Source organism: Bacillus sp. Cr_A10 (assembly GCF_029222665.1).
In the GTDB taxonomy this organism is placed as follows: domain Bacteria; phylum Bacillota; class Bacilli; order Bacillales_A; family Planococcaceae; genus Psychrobacillus.
This window is the reverse complement of the sequence record NZ_JARHXR010000025.1, coordinates 1-15410: the sequence shown is the minus strand read 5'-3', so window position 1 is coordinate 15410 and position 15410 is coordinate 1. Positions and strand designations below refer to the sequence as shown.

The window sequence follows — 15410 nt, the reverse complement described above, 5'->3', positions numbered from 1 at the left end:
TCAAGTGTCACTTGCTCTGAGGGTTTTTTGTTATTTAGTTATTTTTTTAAATCTTCAATAGATGTGATGTCCATATATGCTGGAACAACTAAGCCAATTTTCACGCCTGTCATGCTTGTGCCAAGATCTTCAAATTTACCTTCGAATTTTTCAGCATAGGTAGCATGTGTTAATGGTAACCATCCAGCAAGAGATGCATCTGCACTACCATCGGCAATAGCTGTCCACATTGGGCCAGCTTCAACTTGAACCATAGTTACATCATAGCCAAGGCTTGTTAATACGATGCTCATAACGTTCGTACTAGCAATTTCACTATCCCATGCAACATATGCAAGTTTGATTTTGTCACCGTCAACTTTTTCAATATCCTCAGTCCATGTTGCAATTTTCTCTGGATTTGCATCTACCCAAGCTTGCGCAGCTACTTCTGGTTTTTCACCGTTTTTGATAGCGATCATTACTTCACCCATATCATCCTCTGTCCAGTTGAAATTAGAAAGGACTTGGTGAGCTTCTGGCATGTCTTCTTGTAATCCAGTACGACCAATTGTATGAATTTCCTCTTCCCCACCATATGAGCCTTTTGGATCTTCAAGATATTTCAAATCATATTCAGCAAATTTCCAGTGAGGAGTCCATCCAGTTATGATGATTGGCTCTTCTGCATCATACGCTTTCTTTAGAGATGCTGTCATTGCAGCACTTGAACCACTTACAAGGTCCCACTCATCTAATTCATAATCTGTAATAGCTCGTTCTGTTGCTTCCATAATTCCAGCTCCAGGATCGATGCCAGTAATTTTGTAGTTAACTGACTCCCCTACTGAACCTGCATTTGAGTCTGTAGATGTTGAATCATTTGCTTCTTCTGTATCACCACATGCTGCTAACCCAAGTGAAAGCAATGCAACTGCTCCAAGACCTGTTATTTTTTTGGCTAATTTCATCATGTATTTCCCCCTAGTTTTTTCTTTCTATTTCCAGCGTACTGCGTGATTCTATCTAAAATAATCGCTACGATTACTATAGAAAGTCCAGTTTCTACGCCAACTCCTGTTTTCAATTGCGTAACGGACCGATAAACCTCTTCACCAAGTCCTGGTGCACCTACCATCGAAGCGATTACTACCATTGATAGAGATAGCATAATACTTTGGTTCACCCCAGCCATAATAGTAGGTTTCGCCAGTGGAATTTGTATTTTAAACAAACGCTGCCACGTCGTAGAACCAAATGCTTCTGTAGCTTCTATTAGATCTTTTGGTACTTGCTGAATGCCTAACATCGTTAAACGAATTGTAGGAGGCATTGCGAAAATTACGGATGCTACAACTCCCGGTACGACTCCAATGTTGAAAAAGAAAATTGCCGGTATTAAGTATACAAACGCAGGCATTGTTTGCATTAAATCCAAGATTGGATTTACAACCTTTCGAACACCCGCTTTTTGTGAACTAAGAATCCCAATAGGAATACCAATCACTAGCGCAAAGATGACTGAAGTCAATACTAGCGTTAACATTTGAAGCATCGGGTACCAATACCCTAAATAATCGATGAATAATAGACCAATCAATGAAAAGAAGGCAATCTTTCTCGTAGAAATAATTCCAGCTATTAAAGCGAAGATAAAAGCAAGTAATATAGAAGGAACCAAATCCAATATATCTACGGTGCCTTCTACCACTCCTTCAAGTACATCAGCAAATCCGTCTAGACCTGTCCCAAACGTATCTACTAACCAATCAACTCCAGTGTCAACCCAATCGGCAAAAGGTAGGCGAGGTAATAGTTCATCCATCTTAAATCACCTCCGTAATATGCTGCTCTGCGGAATCCATTGTTCCATCTTTGTTTATAAACTCATTATCACCAGATAATGCACCTATGAGGGCTCCACGTATAATAATCCCTTGAAGCTTTTGTTCTTCATTAATAACTGCAACAGGAATGCTTGCTGTTGATACTACATCAAATAATTCTGTGAGAACTGTATCTGGTGAGATCATCGGAAGATCAGAAATAATTACATCATTCAGTGACTTCTCTGATTCAATTGCTTCTACAGTATCCTGTGCTGTTACAGCTCCTAATAAGCGATTTGCATTATCTACTACATATATAGAAGAAATACCTAAATGTTTCATCAGTCGAAGTGCTACACGAGGACCTCGATCAACTTTTACCGTGTCTGCTTTTTTCATAATATGACCAGCAGTCAGTACTTTGGATAAGTCGACGTCTTCCACGAATCGTTCGACATATTCGTTAGAAGGGCTCATCAGAATTTCTTCAGGGGATCCAATTTGAACAATTTCTCCGTCTTTCATCAGTGCTATACGGTCACCAATACGAAGCGCTTCATCCAAATCATGTGTGATAAAAATAATTGTTTTTTGCATATCGTGATGAAGCTGAAGTAACTCATTTTGCATATCTTTTCGAATAAGGGGATCTAATGCACTAAACGCTTCATCCATAAGCAATATATCTGGATTATTTGCCAGTGCTCTAGCAAGTCCAACACGCTGCTGCATACCCCCACTTAGCTGTTTCGGGTACTGGTCTTCATATCCCGCAAGACCAACAAGTCTTAATGATTCTATTGCTTTTTCATTTCGTTCTTTTTTAGAAACCCCTTGGATTTCTAAGCCATATTCTGTATTTTCAACGATTGTTTTATGTGGGAAGAGGGCAAAGTTTTGAAATACCATCCCAATTTTCTTTCGTCTTACTTCACGAAGCTGTTCTTTATTCATCTGAACAATATCCTTACCATCCAGTAATATTTGTCCCATCGTTGGATCTATTAATCTATTAAGCAACCTAACTAATGTAGACTTACCACTTCCGGATAGACCCATAATGACGAAAATTTCACCTTCATTGACCTCAAAGGATACTTGTTTCACACCTACCGTTGCACCAGTTGCTTTCAAAATTTCACTTTTTGTTTTACCATCTTTCAGCAACTGTATAGCGCGACCACTACTTTTACCAAAAATCTTCGTAGCGTCTTTTACTACTATTTTTTTATTTATGTTTTTCTCACTCATATCTTTTCTCCTTACCGTCCGAAACACCCGAACCCAATTCATTATAGATGCAACTCCATAAAATTTCAACAGTTTAAACCTTATTAATTGTTTGTACGGTAAAAACTGTACGAAAATTATTTAAAAAAATTGCTTTTTGGGTAAGGATATAATACATTTAAATTTAATTAGCTGGATTATGTGAGCAAAGCTAATTTCAGTGGAGGGAACGTAAATGGATGACCATGAAAAAATAGATAAAGCACGGGAACGAATTATAGAAACAATTGCCCAAAACATACATTTATACGGCTTGGTACCTTCTGCAGGTAGACAATTCGGAACTATGTTTTTTCAAAATGAACCATTAACATTAGATGATATGACCGAAAAACTAGGCATGAGTAAAACAAGCATGAGCACTTCTGTCCGAGCACTGTCCGAACTAAAATTGGTTGAGCGTGCATGGAAAAAAGGAGTTCGAAAAGATTTATATAAAGTGACGGATGATTGGCACCAAAGCTTCATCGATTTGTTTTCTATTAAATGGCAGAGATCAGTCACACTGCATTTAGTAGCAATTAAAAAATCACTGGTTGAACTGGAGGAACTGTTGCAAGACCCAGACCTTAGTGAGGAATTACGTGAAGTGGTTCAAATAGATATCGATAAGCTGAAGTATATGAAAGACTACTACAACTGGCTTGAACGCGTCATAGATGCATTTGAGGACCAACGAATTTTCGATTTGGTTCCTAAATTTAAGGATTCTAACGAAAATGCTAAAAACTAATATGATTCATAACAAAACCCCAACTAGCAGCACTTTTTAAAGTGCATACTATTTGGGGTTTTTGGTCTTATATTCTACGTAAGAAACAAACATGAATGGCTAAACTTTCGGAAAAGCGTTCGAATTATGAAAACCTAGGTCTGTCTTGAACAGAATTAATGAACTTCGTCAATGAGGCTTTTTTTTTATTTATTCCTCCTGGTCGCTGCCATCCAAAATTCTCCCTAAAAAGAAACCATCAATCTCGCTTAATTTGCCGCGCCAAAGAATTTGCCCTTTTGATGGAGTTGGCTTGCTGTCGCCACAATAAACCTTGGTGTCTTTCATATGGAGAAAATTTGCCTCGGTGTCATCGTTGTTCTGAGCAACCTCACCAGCCTGATCTAGCTGTTCACTCAACATCTGGGCAATGTCATTCCCATCTTCGAAAGTCCCGCTTAAGGAGCGGAAGTATTCCTTTGCCGATATCATCGTTCCGGTAATGACGGCTCCTTTAACATTCAATGTGATATCCAGGTTGAAGTCATGCTTATTCGCTGCTTGCACTAAAAACTCGAGAATATTATCTTTAGCCGGTCTAGAACCATTGCTCATATTTACTACTCCCTTCTTAATCCATCCAAAAGGAGATAGGTTTCCTCATCTTTGGAGTTCACTTTGTACGTTTTTTCCTTATCCTTCTTATCTGTTTTCTTGGATTCGTTTTTTTTTTCTGAATTCTGCTTGGCAGCTTTGCCGGATTTTGCATCCGAACGATTGCTGCTGTTTGGTTTTTGATCTTTATTCGGCGCGTCTTCTTCTAACTCGTCATCTTCCACATTTTCTTCGCTTGAATCCTCGTCCTGATTCTGCTTGTCTGCTTCATTTTCTTCATCGTCTTCCTGTTCATCTTCTGTTTCTAGCCCAGAATGTTGAGTTTTTTGTTTTCCTTCAAGTTCTTTCTTTTCAGGAGCCTCTTGACTACCGTCATCTTCGGTCTCTTCATTTTCTTCAAGTTCCTCTGATTCAACTTCATCTTCTTGGGCGTTTCCTGAAGCTTCCGTTTTATTTTTTCCTTCAGCCAAGTTAGTGAAAACTTCATCAGACTTATCTTGCTCCTCATCACTATCATCTAGGCTTGCTGCTGCTTCATCATTTCCTTTGCTGCTGTCTAGTTCTTGGCCATCATCAGAGCTATCTTCTTCCTTATCATCTTCTACATTTGCGGAATCCTTACTTTGGTCATTTTTATCTTCTGCTAGTTTTACTAGAAGCTCTTCTATTTTGCCCAAGCGAGCTTGTAGTTGTTCATTTTCTACTTTTAGGTCCTCATATTCCTCGTTGGATGATCGATCATCTGTCTTGGATTGGTCCTCTTCACCGTTTTCCAGCTGTTCTGTATCTGTTGAATCGTCCTTTAAGGGAGTTTGTAAAACAGTGCCGGACTCTTTGCCGTTAGAGCGGCCTTGTTCTTCTTCATGATTGTCCAAGCCAGGATCTTGTGAATCCTCTTGGTTGGACAAGGTTTCCGATTCATTTGAAGCATTATTTACCTCTGCAGTCCCATTATTTTTTCCATTCTTTCCTTCGACTATTTTTGCAAGCATCCCTTCCAGACGTTCCAGACGATCTGCCATACTTTCATCTTCTTGAGAGGATTCCTGTGTATTGTTTAGTTTAGAAGCATTGCTAGAATGTTCATGATCGTCGGAAGTATTTCCTCTTTCTTTTGAAAACAACTTGGATGTAGAATTCTTAATAGAATCGATTGCTTTCTTCGAGCTATTTTGCACTGCATGTCCTAATTCCAGTCCCTTACTGCTTAGCTTTTGGCCATTTTCGGGGGTAGCCAGGTATCCGACGGTCGCACCAATCAGACCTCCTGCTAGTGTTCGTTTAAAATTGCCTTGTTTTTTTACTTCAGATTTATTTTCCTTCAAGATTGTCTCAGTCATGTTGTTTCCTCCTATTATAGATTAGCTTATATCAATTATTGCTTTTATTTATCGTTCATTGCGCTGGCATCTTCCGTTGAGCCAACAATATGAATACCGCATTCTTGCGGATCTCATACTTCACGCTCCTGTGGATTGCTAGGCTCAAAGGGTATGGCTACGCCATAATCTTTGTGACGCAGCTAGCGAGCGATGCAGTAGCAAGTCACTTTCTTGTTTTAATAATAAAAATCTAGCTATAGTTTAGTAGTTGAACTCACTGGATTTCATCCGGTTGGCTGACATACTCTTTTCGAGTGTTTCGAGCCTTTCGTGAAGCTTCCGGTTCTCTTCCTCCAGAGCTTTCGTATTGCTGTCTGCCGCTTTGGAAGATAGGTAGGGATCGGTTTCCCACCAGTCCATCCCAATCTCTTTAGCCTTGTCGACCGAAGCAACAATCAGCCGAATTTTGATGGTGAGCAGTTCTACATCCGCGATCCCGACTGTGATGTCTCCTGCAATCACCACTCCTTTATCCAGTATCTTCTCAAGTACGTCTACAATCGTGTTGGATTGCATGGAATGTTCCATTTAAAGTCCTCCTTGGGTGTTTGTATTAAAGCAAGCTTCCTAAAGGACCCAGGTCAATATTCAAGTCTTCGGCATCCAAGCCGAATATTTCTTTTAGCTCTTCCATTTTCTCTTCCAAATTCATCAATGCTTCGCCTAAGTCCTCAATTTGCTGATTTGTCAGTGTTCCGCCTTCAACCCGCCGAATGGCATGCCTTTCCACGATTTGCCTCAGCAACTCAATGACGGTAAGCACCAATTGCGCCAAACCATGCTCCGCATTATCAGGGTCTAAATTAATCTTTCCACTTGCTTGGTTGGCCGGTTGCATCAGTCAATGCCTCCCTCTGTCTATCAAATTGTTCTGAAGATACGGTTTTATTGTTTCCCGCTTGTGCCTGTACGAGAGATTCCACTGAAGCAATCAATACTCTCAAATCTAAATACACCAGATCTACGCCAGCGATGGAAATCACTAAATCAGCCTTGATCGCAACACCTTTATCTAGGATGACATCCAAAATATCAATGAGCGCTATATCCTTGTTTTCCATCGTTTCACTGAATGCCATAATTTCATCTCATCCTCACTTATGAAAAGTTAGAAAAGTGGTAGGCCGGCCATGGCCCTGTTGCTTCAAACTGCCATCCCATTCCCTTCATGCCCTTCTCATATTGCTGGATCTGTTCTAAAAAGTTTTCTACATTTGCTGCGGGGATCAGATAGACACTATTCCAGGTCATCTCACCCTTTCTTCCCGTCACATCATTACTCCACGTTCTTTTGACATTTCCTTTTAGCGCAATTTCGCTTAAATGCACATGTATATTTTCAGTAATTCTGTTTTTTTCTTCTTCTAGCTCAGATTCAATCAGCTTGTCCAGCTTTTTCTTCTCGAAAAATTGCTTTCCTTTAGAAAGGTGGCTTATTTCCTCTCTTTTTGCTTCAATGGTCTGATTCCTCTGGCTCACCTGTTTTTTTAGCAACTGATCATCGCAGTATATTTTCAAATTCCACTCTTCGTTACCGTGAATCGAGGCAAATGTATCGACCAAGTGTGCTTCTTTGGTTTGTACAGCGTTTGCCAAACTTCCCTGGTTTTTGAACAGCGTGCAAAACTTCAAGGGGATGACCGTGTACATCTTTGAAAGCATCATGACGGTTTCGTGATGGTGAAAAGCCTTTTCCTGGAGCCATTCCATGTCACTGTTAATTTGTTCCTTAATGTTCTCTTCAGAGTACTGTTCAGCTTCCAGGTCACAGACAATGGCTGTTGCCTTGCCTATAGGCAGGGTGTAGATGCCGCCTTTGCCATCAAATCCATTAATAGCAGGAATCTGCTGTTTGCCTGCTTCCTCTGTCGGTATCAATCCGTATAAGTAAATTAGACTGTCCATCTTTTCCTTTCCTCATTTCTTTTTTGTCATCTCTTCCCATTGCTGCATTTCCATCCGTTTTGCCATTTCATATCGAAGGATCAAGTCTTCTTCCTTTGCTTTATAAACCTCTTCAGGTATTTCCCCAAGCTCATACATCATTTGAAGCTGGACCAGCTTTCGCTGGATTGTAGGAAGGTCGTACAGCTCTTTATCAGCTTCCTCTTTCACCTTTTCACCGATTTTTATTACTAGGTTAATTGGAGCGGAAACCAGTTTATGGATCATCAGGCATCCTCAACTTTTAAACGGATATTAATGAAGTTATACGCCGGCCAGGGTCCACTGTAACTGAACTCAACTTTGTCTTTCCATTTTTCGTACGTCTCATTAATTTTTTCATCAAAATCTGCTTCTTTACCTCGGTCAACTAAGAATGCTGCATTAAGAAGCATTTTCTCCCCAATCGGATCGTTGGTCTTGGATGCTTCAGCCAGCTCCGTCAATGGGCTGAAGACTTCCTGCTTTACATCCTGCTGCAGTGAAGTGATCAGTTTTTGTGCAGCTCCGCCAATCTGAATTCTTTCATAATAGCTGGCCGCTTCTGATTTCCCTTGCACAGCTTTTGCCATTTTATCGATTTTTGAATTATCACCAACAAGTGATTCCAGCCAGTCTTTTTTGCCGATTACTTTTAGACCGAGCTCCACCTTCCCTTTTATTGCTGGGAACAGTTTTTCAAACTGCGGATAGAGGTTTTCAAGCAACACACCAACGTCCTCCTTTGACTGGAACACATTGCCGAAGCTGACAGGGATCACAGTGTCGTTCTTTTTCATCACTTGGGAAACGACATTTTGATGCATCAGTAGATTGTCTTTGTTCGGATGATAGATTTTCATCGGAACCTCTGCTGCTACAATAGCCGCATCCTTATAGCGGATAGTAAACAGCTCTTTGTTTTCGCCTTCTATTTCAAAAGTGCCGAAATCTTCGTCCGTTTCTGTCTGGATTCCGCAAAAAATATAGATACCATTTTGCTCTTCTTGGCTCATTTGTAATTCTCTCCTTTATTCCTTGATTGCCTCTATGTTGCTGCAGACCTTTTTGATTAATTTCTCTGCTGTTTTGATGGGTTCATCGGATTCGATACACCTGCTAATTTGGTGACCTAGAATGTCCAAGCACAGTCGTACAAAGTCAGGATTGGATCCATTAATCTTGAGTTTTTGTTCCGCTGCCAACCTAGCGATCATGATAGATGCCCGTAGACTCGGACCGGTTTCTTCTATACATTCATTGCGCAGCTTGGCAACCAGCTCTGTAATGGCTGCAGCGTCTTTCTTATCAATATTGGCTTTGTCGGCTACGATGGCCGCCTCACGTTCATGATCCTTATGATCGATATAAATGGTGATAAGCCGATCAAGAAGTGCATCCTGCGTTTGGTAGACCCCAGCATATTCATCTGGATTGCTAGTGAAGATCACCGCAAAGTCAGGATGGACTCGGACAAACGGCTCAGTCAATTTGGTACCATACAACGGAAGGATACCTTCCTCTAAAATGGAAAGAAAGATGTTATTGGTAGTGGGTAATGAACGTGTAAATTCATCGTAAACCAGCGTGTATCCATTCTTCACCGCCTCTAATAATCGTCCATCCCTCCACGTCTCCGTCACGTTTTCATCCCGCTTATAGACCGACCGTATATAATTGTCGACTACCTTTTTGCTCGTATAACCTGTAAAGTCGCCTATCAGGTCTTTGTTATTCAGCTCATGGTTGCCGTGTATGAGCATGACAGGTTTTTTTCTTTTTTTAGCAAGTGCCAGTGCAAGAGATGTCTTTCCGGCTCCGGATGGGCCTGTAAAATGGATGGGATATCCGGCTTTCATATACTGCAACGAACGAGAAAGCAGTTCTTCCGTCTTTTCGTCGCGAATGATTGTCCGTGAATTCTTGTCGATTTTATCTTTTAAGACCGTCACTCTGTTACCTCCTACTCCCACGACTTACACTTCCATTTTGATGGAGCTTCTATAGCGGATATCCTGTCTTTTATAGGATGTGACTTCCTGCTCCGAATTTAGATGGACGTCGTAAATTCCAAGCATTTCATCCTTTGCATACTTCTTCATATATTCCTTTTCCTCAATGACTTCCACTGTAAGCTTCCAGCCACTATCATCACTTGCTTCTACGGAGGTGATTTTATGGACCGGGGCTACAAATTCATTGAAAAACTCCGTCACATTTCCGATAATCTGTTTGATTTCCATGGTAGCCTCCTGCTAAAACTAGCACACCAAGGTTGCCTGAACCCTAGCCGCACCAGCTGATTTCTAAATACTAAATCGAGCATTTCCTTCATTCGACTGGAGGGCAAGACCGTCTTCTTCAGCACCGTCTCGTAGCAATCCGACCGCCTCTGCATATCGTAGCCATGTATCCACACTGGCAATGACTACTCTTGCTTCAACTGTCAAAATTTCAATCCCGACAACTGATACTCTGACAAATGCATCAATTACAATCCCTTTGTCCAGAATTCGGTCAATAACCTCCGCTAAACTTGAACTGTCTGTACTTTTTTGAAGTGCCATTATTGCATTCTCCTTTCGTTAATCCTTTTAAGAACCAATGGTCCGGATGTCTTTAATTGTTTTAATCTTGGTTGCTCCCTTAATGTCCTTGGATGTCTTAATCGAACCGATTCCTTTAATGTCTGAGACACTCTTCACTTTTCGTTTATCATCACTTTTATTTGTCGAGGAGACTTTCTTCTGAAGTTCTTCCCCTGCCTCGACTACCTTCCCAAGCTTATCCCGGGCGGAAAGCAGTACATCCTGTGTTTTTTCTTTCGCTTTTTCAGCATTGCCTTCAACTTTATCGGCAAACTTTCCCTTGGCACTCTCCAGGTTTTCGGTTAAATGATGTGCCTTGTCTTGGACATTCTCGACAATTTTCTCTTTGGCTTTGTCAGCTACAACTTCTTTAACTTTGTCTTTAATCGGTTCTGGTGTGTGTTCAATCACCGTCTTGGCGACTTTCCCTGCTGTTTTTGCCAGTTGCTTTTCCATACACTAACCCCCTTAGTTAAAGACTTGCCATTACTTGGTTGCCACGAGATTATTCAGCATATCTTCAATTTTTTCAAGGCGCTCGTTTAACTGTTTGTTTTCTTCTTTTATTTCGTTATAGCTTTGCTGGTTTTCCGAGTTTAGAGCACCTATTTCATCCTTCTTTGGGGACAGCAGCCCTTGTTCGATTTTACTTATATAGCCTGAAGCAAGATGCTTAATGCTGCTTTGCGCTTGCCCTGCCAGAAGCTCTTGGGCCGTTTTTCTGAATTCCTCGCTTGCCACTTTCATCAATTCAGATTCACCTAATTTTTTCATGGCCTTCTTGCTCTTATCCGGATTGGCAAGCAAGCCGATCCCTGCTCCAACCACACCGCCAATCAAGGCAAAGTTCATAGAATATTTTATGCTTTTCTTCTCTTGTGCTGGCTGATTATTTTCCGTTTGCTTTTTTTCTTCCTGTTCCACCGCTTCATAATTTCCATTGGATTTTTGGCTATTCATTTTCTGTCCATCCTTTCTTAATAACTTAATTGCTCATTTTGATTTCTTCTGATAAGACCTTGATCCTGGACTTCATCCCGCAATAGGCCAACAGCCTCTGCATATCGAAGCCATGTATCCACACTGGCGATGACCACCCGGGCCTCCACTGTAAGAATTTCAATTCCAACGAGAGAGACCCTCACAAAGGCATCAATCACAATTCCCTTGTCCAGTATTCTATCAATCACCTCAGCAAGGCTTGAGCTATCTGTACTTTTTTGAACACTCACGTGGCTCCCTCCCCTCTATTTTTTCACGTGGTTGGAGCTTCGTTTTCAATTCTGTAACCGGCTATGCTTTGTATATACCTGCGTTAAACTCAAATAAACGAGGGAAATGTAACCAATAAACCCAATTGGCTCAATCCCTGTCCTATGAAATATTTAAAGGTGATGAGGACAGGGTTAAAACAAAAATGAGAAAACATGGATATCCATGTTTTCTCATTTTTGTATATAAAAAATCACTAAAAAAATTAGGAAATAATAAAAACGCATTGAATTTTAATTGAAGAGCTTTGTTAAATAACTCTATTGATATTTCCTAAAAGGAGTAAATGTTCTAATTACGTAAAGAGAAAAAATAGCCATGGTAAAAATATGTTAGCCATTTATTGAGTTCCCATCTATACATTGAAATTCAGATGAACTCTGTTAGTAATTAAGAAACCCCAGAAACACTATGTTCTGGGGTTTGGCTTATTTAGATGTGGCAGGGAAATATCGACTTTTTAATCTAGTAGAAGTTAGCTCTAAAATAATCGCCAACACTAAAATCATATAGGTAATCATGCCAACTTCACGCATATCAAAGTAGAATCCAGATGCCATGAAGAGTTCAAAGCCAATACCACCAGCACCAGCCGCTGCTCCCATTGCCACAGCTACCGAGAAGTTGATTTCAAAGCGTAAAAAAGTCCAGGACAATAAATAAGTGAACGTGGTAGGTAAAATTGCATGGCTAACGATATGCCACCAGTTCGAACCTGTTGCGGTCAACGCCTCCAATATTCCTTTGTCTACTTCTTCAAAAGCCTCTGAGAATGCCTTCACTAAATAAGCAATAGAGTGAAAGAGCATTCCAAGAACGGCTGCTTCACTTCCTAATCCTGCAGCAATGGCAAAGATTAATACCCATAATACAGTCGGGACTGCACGTACGATTGCTACCATCACTCGGATGGTATTGGATAACCATTTGTTTGAAAGATTGGTTGCTGCCATTAATGCTAAAAAGAATGCAATAACCGCTCCTAATATAGTGGAAAGGAATGCCAAGCCAAGTGTAATTCCTACTTGGTAAAAAGCTTCCCCCCAGGTGAAATGAGTAAGAGCAGGTTCTAAAAACATCGCTTTTAGGTTATACAATGTTTCCGGAATAGCTTTCGTTAAATCCAACCCTGCATAGTTAAAAAACATAAACGCTAGGATTGTCAGAGCCAATAAAATAATGATGGTACCTTTCATTACTCGCTCTACTTTGTTACCTGACTTAATCAATATTTTGCCATCTGCTTTTCTTTTTATAAGGGTTGTTGTTGCCTCCATTATAGAATCACCTTCCGTATATGATTTGAAATTAACTCAATTGCTATAACGGATAAGACGATACTAAGCGTAACTAGTGCAACCGCATTATAGTTAAGGGTTTTATAATAGAGGTCAAATGTATATCCAATACCTGTACCCGTTAAGATACCAACAAGTGTGGCACTTCGGATGTTCGTCTCGATCATAAACAAAATCCAGCTGATCATCTGCGGCAAGCACTGGGGGATAACTGCTTTATAGACGATTTGAAAGTAGGTAGCACCAGTTGCCTGTAAAGCTTCTACTGCGCTATGGCTTGCTTCATCAATCGACTCGATAAAGGCCCTCGTCAAAAACCCAACTGACCCAACAAATAGCGCTAAGTATCCTGTTACGGAGTTTTGGCCAAAAGAAAGTAATAAGATTAAAGCCCACGCTACAACTGGAATATTACGCGCGACTGATGCTACGAATCGAGCGAATACCCCGAGCACAGAATTTGTTCCAGTAGTTTTAGAACCCATTAATCCTAAAAATAAGGAAACAACTGTTGCTGTCGTTGTAGCAGCAATAGACATTAGGATTGTCTCCAATAATTTTTCCAATATTTTCGGTAATCTTTCCAGTGTTTCTTGCGTAATAAACAAGTTAGAGAAAATCCAAGTAACAGCATCTGGTAAAGTTGCTATTCCATGAATGATGTTAAAGTTCGTTATGTCAGATGATAGATACGTCAAGATGATAATTAGCGCTACAAAAGTTATCGTCTGCCATTTTCTCTGGTTTTTCATACCTTTTACATTCACTTTGATTTCCCCTTACACAGTAACTAACTGTCTTTTCTCTACAGTTGTTGTAGTTGTTCCATATATTAAGTCGGTACTGTCCGTTGAAAGTCTATAACTTGGTCCATCAAATACAATGCTTCCTTTACTTAATCCAATGATTCGATCTGAGTAATCACGGGCAACTTGCACCTGGTGCAAATTCACGATGCATGTAATATTAAGCTCCATCGTAATTGTTTTTAAGTAATCCATAATCACTTTAGAAGCGTTTGGATCAAGCGAAGCAATCGGTTCATCACAAAGAACGATTTTTGGTTCTTGGATAAGGGAGCGTGCAATTCCTACTCGTTGCTGCTGACCGCCGCTCAACTGATCACATCGTTTATAGGCATGTTCTGCTATACCTAACTTTTCTAAAAGGAAAAAGGCATGCTCCTTCTCTGATTCCGAAAACTTTCCAAACACTCCTTGAAACGTTGATTTATATCCGAATCTACCGTGTAGAACGTTTTCAATAACAGATAATCGCGGTACCAAATTATAATGTTGGAAGATCATACCTATGTTTGTACGCATCTTACGTAGTTCTTTTTTGTTCAAACTTCCTACATCATTGCCATCAAAAATAACTTTACCTTCGTCGATATTTACCAAACGGTTGATACAACGTAATAGAGTGGATTTTCCTGCTCCAGAAGGTCCGATGATGGAAACAAATTCTCCAGACCCTACTTCAAAGCTAACATCCTTTAACACTTTCGTTTGCGCATTATACGATTTCCCTAAATTCTCTACTTTAAGTAAGGGCATTTATATGACTCCTCTTTAGGTTATTTAAATAATAAGAGCATGCACGATTTTGTATGCATACTCTTATTTTTATTTCATTCACACTATTATTTTGAAAGTTCGCGGATCGGATTGAACCACTCATCTTCTACATCTGCAAATCTTTCATTTTCTGTTTTAAAGAATAATCCTGGTTCTCCTGAATCTTTTGGAACGAAGATTTTTTCATTGTTTGCAATATCATCTGAAGTGAATAATTCTTTCAATTTATCATAATCCTCTTGACCTAAAGCATCTAAGTTAGCTGCAAATGGTGCATTTAATACTGGAGTAACTGACATCAAAGTAAATTCTTTACCAGGTACTGTGTTAAAAGGCTCTGCAGCATCGTCTTTTACTTTATAAACTGAACCTACTTTGTTCGGTTCTCCTTCCACTACATCCACATAGTTTCCAACACAAGTATCACAGAATGCTGCAACTTCTGAATTACCACTTAATAGATTTACAGCTGATCCTTGGTGTGAGTTCCCGAATAATACTTGAGAAAATAGTGGTCCTCCTTCCATTAAATCCTCTGGCACCAAATCTTCAAAGCCAGATTTTTCTGCATAGTGAGCGATAATAGAAGATGATGGAACAACGAATCCTGATGTTGAACTATTTGAAACAAATGACATACTTTTTTGTTCTAATGTATCTAATGAAAATTCACCGTCTACTTTGAATTTATCTTGGTCAGCTACATTTACAGCTAACCAGCTGTGATACAATGCATCGTCTAAAGTTCCGGATTTACCAGTTGGTACAACTAGTGGTTGAATAGCATCGTTTCCATTTTTAGCTTCGATATAGCCCTGTGCTCCCATGAAAGCAAGATCTGCGTTGTTATTTATTAATGTTTCAATAGCGATTGCATAGTCAGTAGTTAATTGGTGTTCTACTTTTTTACCAGTAGCCTCTTCGATTACTCGACCAATTTCA

At 40.0% G+C, this 15410-nt stretch carries 22 protein-coding genes; 1 reads left to right on the top strand and 21 read right to left on the bottom strand.

The genetic code is table 11. The annotated features are described in order from the left end of the window. Positions 1–38: 38 nt before the first annotated feature. Genes P2Q73_RS19775 through P2Q73_RS19765 form a run of 3 tightly spaced genes read right to left on the bottom strand, consistent with a single transcriptional unit; the run spans position 39 to position 3059 of the window. Positions 39–953: a glycine betaine ABC transporter substrate-binding protein gene (locus tag P2Q73_RS19775; protein ID WP_056828811.1), complete on the bottom strand. Its 915-nt coding sequence runs from the start codon at positions 951–953 to the stop codon at positions 39–41. Then, a complete protein-coding gene (locus tag P2Q73_RS19770; RefSeq protein ID WP_056828813.1) occupies positions 950–1804 on the bottom strand; it encodes an ABC transporter permease in 855 nt (284 codons plus the stop codon). The genes P2Q73_RS19775 and P2Q73_RS19770 overlap by 4 nt, the downstream gene beginning before the upstream one ends. Before the next feature lies 1 nt (position 1805). Then, positions 1806–3059: a quaternary amine ABC transporter ATP-binding protein gene (locus P2Q73_RS19765; protein WP_053590901.1), complete on the bottom strand. Its 1254-nt coding sequence runs from the start codon at positions 3057–3059 to the stop codon at positions 1806–1808. A 214-nt stretch (positions 3060–3273) separates the two neighbouring features. On the opposite strand from P2Q73_RS19765, the gene P2Q73_RS19760 reads away from it, so the two are divergent. Continuing rightward, entirely contained in the window at positions 3274–3831 is a 558-nt protein-coding gene (locus P2Q73_RS19760; RefSeq protein ID WP_275790379.1) for a GbsR/MarR family transcriptional regulator, read from the top strand. A gap of 189 nt (positions 3832–4020) precedes the next feature. On the opposite strand, the gene gvpU is transcribed toward P2Q73_RS19760, so the two are convergent. The 18 genes from gvpU to P2Q73_RS19670 form a co-directional block, all read right to left on the bottom strand. Beyond that, positions 4021–4425, bottom strand: a complete 405-nt coding sequence (gvpU, locus tag P2Q73_RS19755; protein WP_275790376.1) for a gas vesicle accessory protein GvpU — start codon at positions 4423–4425, stop codon at positions 4021–4023. Between the two features lie 5 nt (positions 4426–4430). Continuing rightward, complete coding sequence (locus P2Q73_RS19750) at positions 4431–5765, bottom strand: putative sodium/potassium/calcium exchanger (protein ID WP_275790373.1); 1335 nt, start codon at positions 5763–5765, stop codon at positions 4431–4433. A 243-nt stretch (positions 5766–6008) separates the two neighbouring features. After that, entirely contained in the window at positions 6009–6335 is a 327-nt protein-coding gene (locus P2Q73_RS19745; RefSeq protein WP_056828821.1) for a gas vesicle protein, read from the bottom strand. A gap of 25 nt (positions 6336–6360) precedes the next feature. Next, positions 6361–6645, bottom strand: coding sequence for a gas vesicle protein K (locus P2Q73_RS19740; RefSeq protein ID WP_275790369.1), 285 nt, complete (start codon positions 6643–6645; stop codon positions 6361–6363). Then, positions 6611–6886 carry a gas vesicle protein gene (locus P2Q73_RS19735; RefSeq protein ID WP_275790367.1) on the bottom strand — a complete coding sequence of 92 codons (276 nt, stop codon included), beginning with the start codon at positions 6884–6886 and terminating at the stop codon, positions 6611–6613. Before P2Q73_RS19735 ends, P2Q73_RS19740 begins: the two co-directional genes overlap by 35 nt. Before the next feature lie 19 nt (positions 6887–6905). After that, the gene (locus tag P2Q73_RS19730) at positions 6906–7712 is read right to left on the bottom strand and encodes a GvpL/GvpF family gas vesicle protein (RefSeq protein WP_275790364.1); all 807 of its coding nucleotides are present in this window, start codon (positions 7710–7712) and stop codon (positions 6906–6908) included. A gap of 12 nt (positions 7713–7724) precedes the next feature. Next, entirely contained in the window at positions 7725–7979 is a 255-nt protein-coding gene (locus P2Q73_RS19725) for a gas vesicle protein GvpG (RefSeq protein ID WP_053590909.1), read from the bottom strand. After that, complete coding sequence (locus tag P2Q73_RS19720) at positions 7979–8746, bottom strand: GvpL/GvpF family gas vesicle protein (protein ID WP_053590910.1); 768 nt, start codon at positions 8744–8746, stop codon at positions 7979–7981. Before P2Q73_RS19720 ends, P2Q73_RS19725 begins: the two co-directional genes overlap by 1 nt. Positions 8747–8761: 15 nt before the next feature. Continuing rightward, positions 8762–9682 carry a gas vesicle protein GvpN gene (gene gvpN, locus P2Q73_RS19715; protein WP_275790359.1) on the bottom strand — a complete coding sequence of 307 codons (921 nt, stop codon included), beginning with the start codon at positions 9680–9682 and terminating at the stop codon, positions 8762–8764. A gap of 24 nt (positions 9683–9706) precedes the next feature. Continuing rightward, complete coding sequence (gene gvpO / locus P2Q73_RS19710) at positions 9707–9973, bottom strand: gas vesicle protein GvpO (protein WP_053590912.1); 267 nt, start codon at positions 9971–9973, stop codon at positions 9707–9709. Between the two features lie 63 nt (positions 9974–10036). Further along, complete coding sequence (gvpA, locus tag P2Q73_RS19705) at positions 10037–10297, bottom strand: gas vesicle structural protein GvpA (RefSeq protein ID WP_053590913.1); 261 nt, start codon at positions 10295–10297, stop codon at positions 10037–10039. A 27-nt stretch (positions 10298–10324) separates the two neighbouring features. Next, positions 10325–10774 carry a gas vesicle protein GvpQ gene (gene gvpQ, locus P2Q73_RS19700; RefSeq protein ID WP_275790353.1) on the bottom strand — a complete coding sequence of 150 codons (450 nt, stop codon included), beginning with the start codon at positions 10772–10774 and terminating at the stop codon, positions 10325–10327. Positions 10775–10804: 30 nt separating this feature from the next. Continuing rightward, positions 10805–11278 (bottom strand): gas vesicle protein GvpP, encoded by a 474-nt coding sequence (locus tag P2Q73_RS19695; protein ID WP_275790350.1) that lies wholly within the window; start codon positions 11276–11278, stop codon positions 10805–10807. Positions 11279–11295: 17 nt separating this feature from the next. Beyond that, positions 11296–11550 (bottom strand): gas vesicle structural protein GvpA, encoded by a 255-nt coding sequence (gvpA, locus tag P2Q73_RS19690; protein WP_056828831.1) that lies wholly within the window; start codon positions 11548–11550, stop codon positions 11296–11298. Positions 11551–12018: 468 nt separating this feature from the next. Then, positions 12019–12867: an ABC transporter permease subunit gene (locus P2Q73_RS19685; protein ID WP_275790348.1), complete on the bottom strand. Its 849-nt coding sequence runs from the start codon at positions 12865–12867 to the stop codon at positions 12019–12021. Continuing rightward, positions 12867–13640: a phosphonate ABC transporter, permease protein PhnE gene (gene phnE, locus P2Q73_RS19680; RefSeq protein WP_375218492.1), complete on the bottom strand. Its 774-nt coding sequence runs from the start codon at positions 13638–13640 to the stop codon at positions 12867–12869. The genes P2Q73_RS19685 and phnE overlap by 1 nt, the downstream gene beginning before the upstream one ends. 27 nt (positions 13641–13667) lie before the next feature. Then, positions 13668–14447 carry a phosphonate ABC transporter ATP-binding protein gene (gene phnC, locus P2Q73_RS19675; protein WP_056828834.1) on the bottom strand — a complete coding sequence of 260 codons (780 nt, stop codon included), beginning with the start codon at positions 14445–14447 and terminating at the stop codon, positions 13668–13670. 86 nt (positions 14448–14533) lie between these two features. Beyond that, positions 14534–15410: PhnD/SsuA/transferrin family substrate-binding protein (locus P2Q73_RS19670; RefSeq protein ID WP_275790341.1), on the bottom strand; the 877-nt coding region annotated here is incomplete at its 5' end.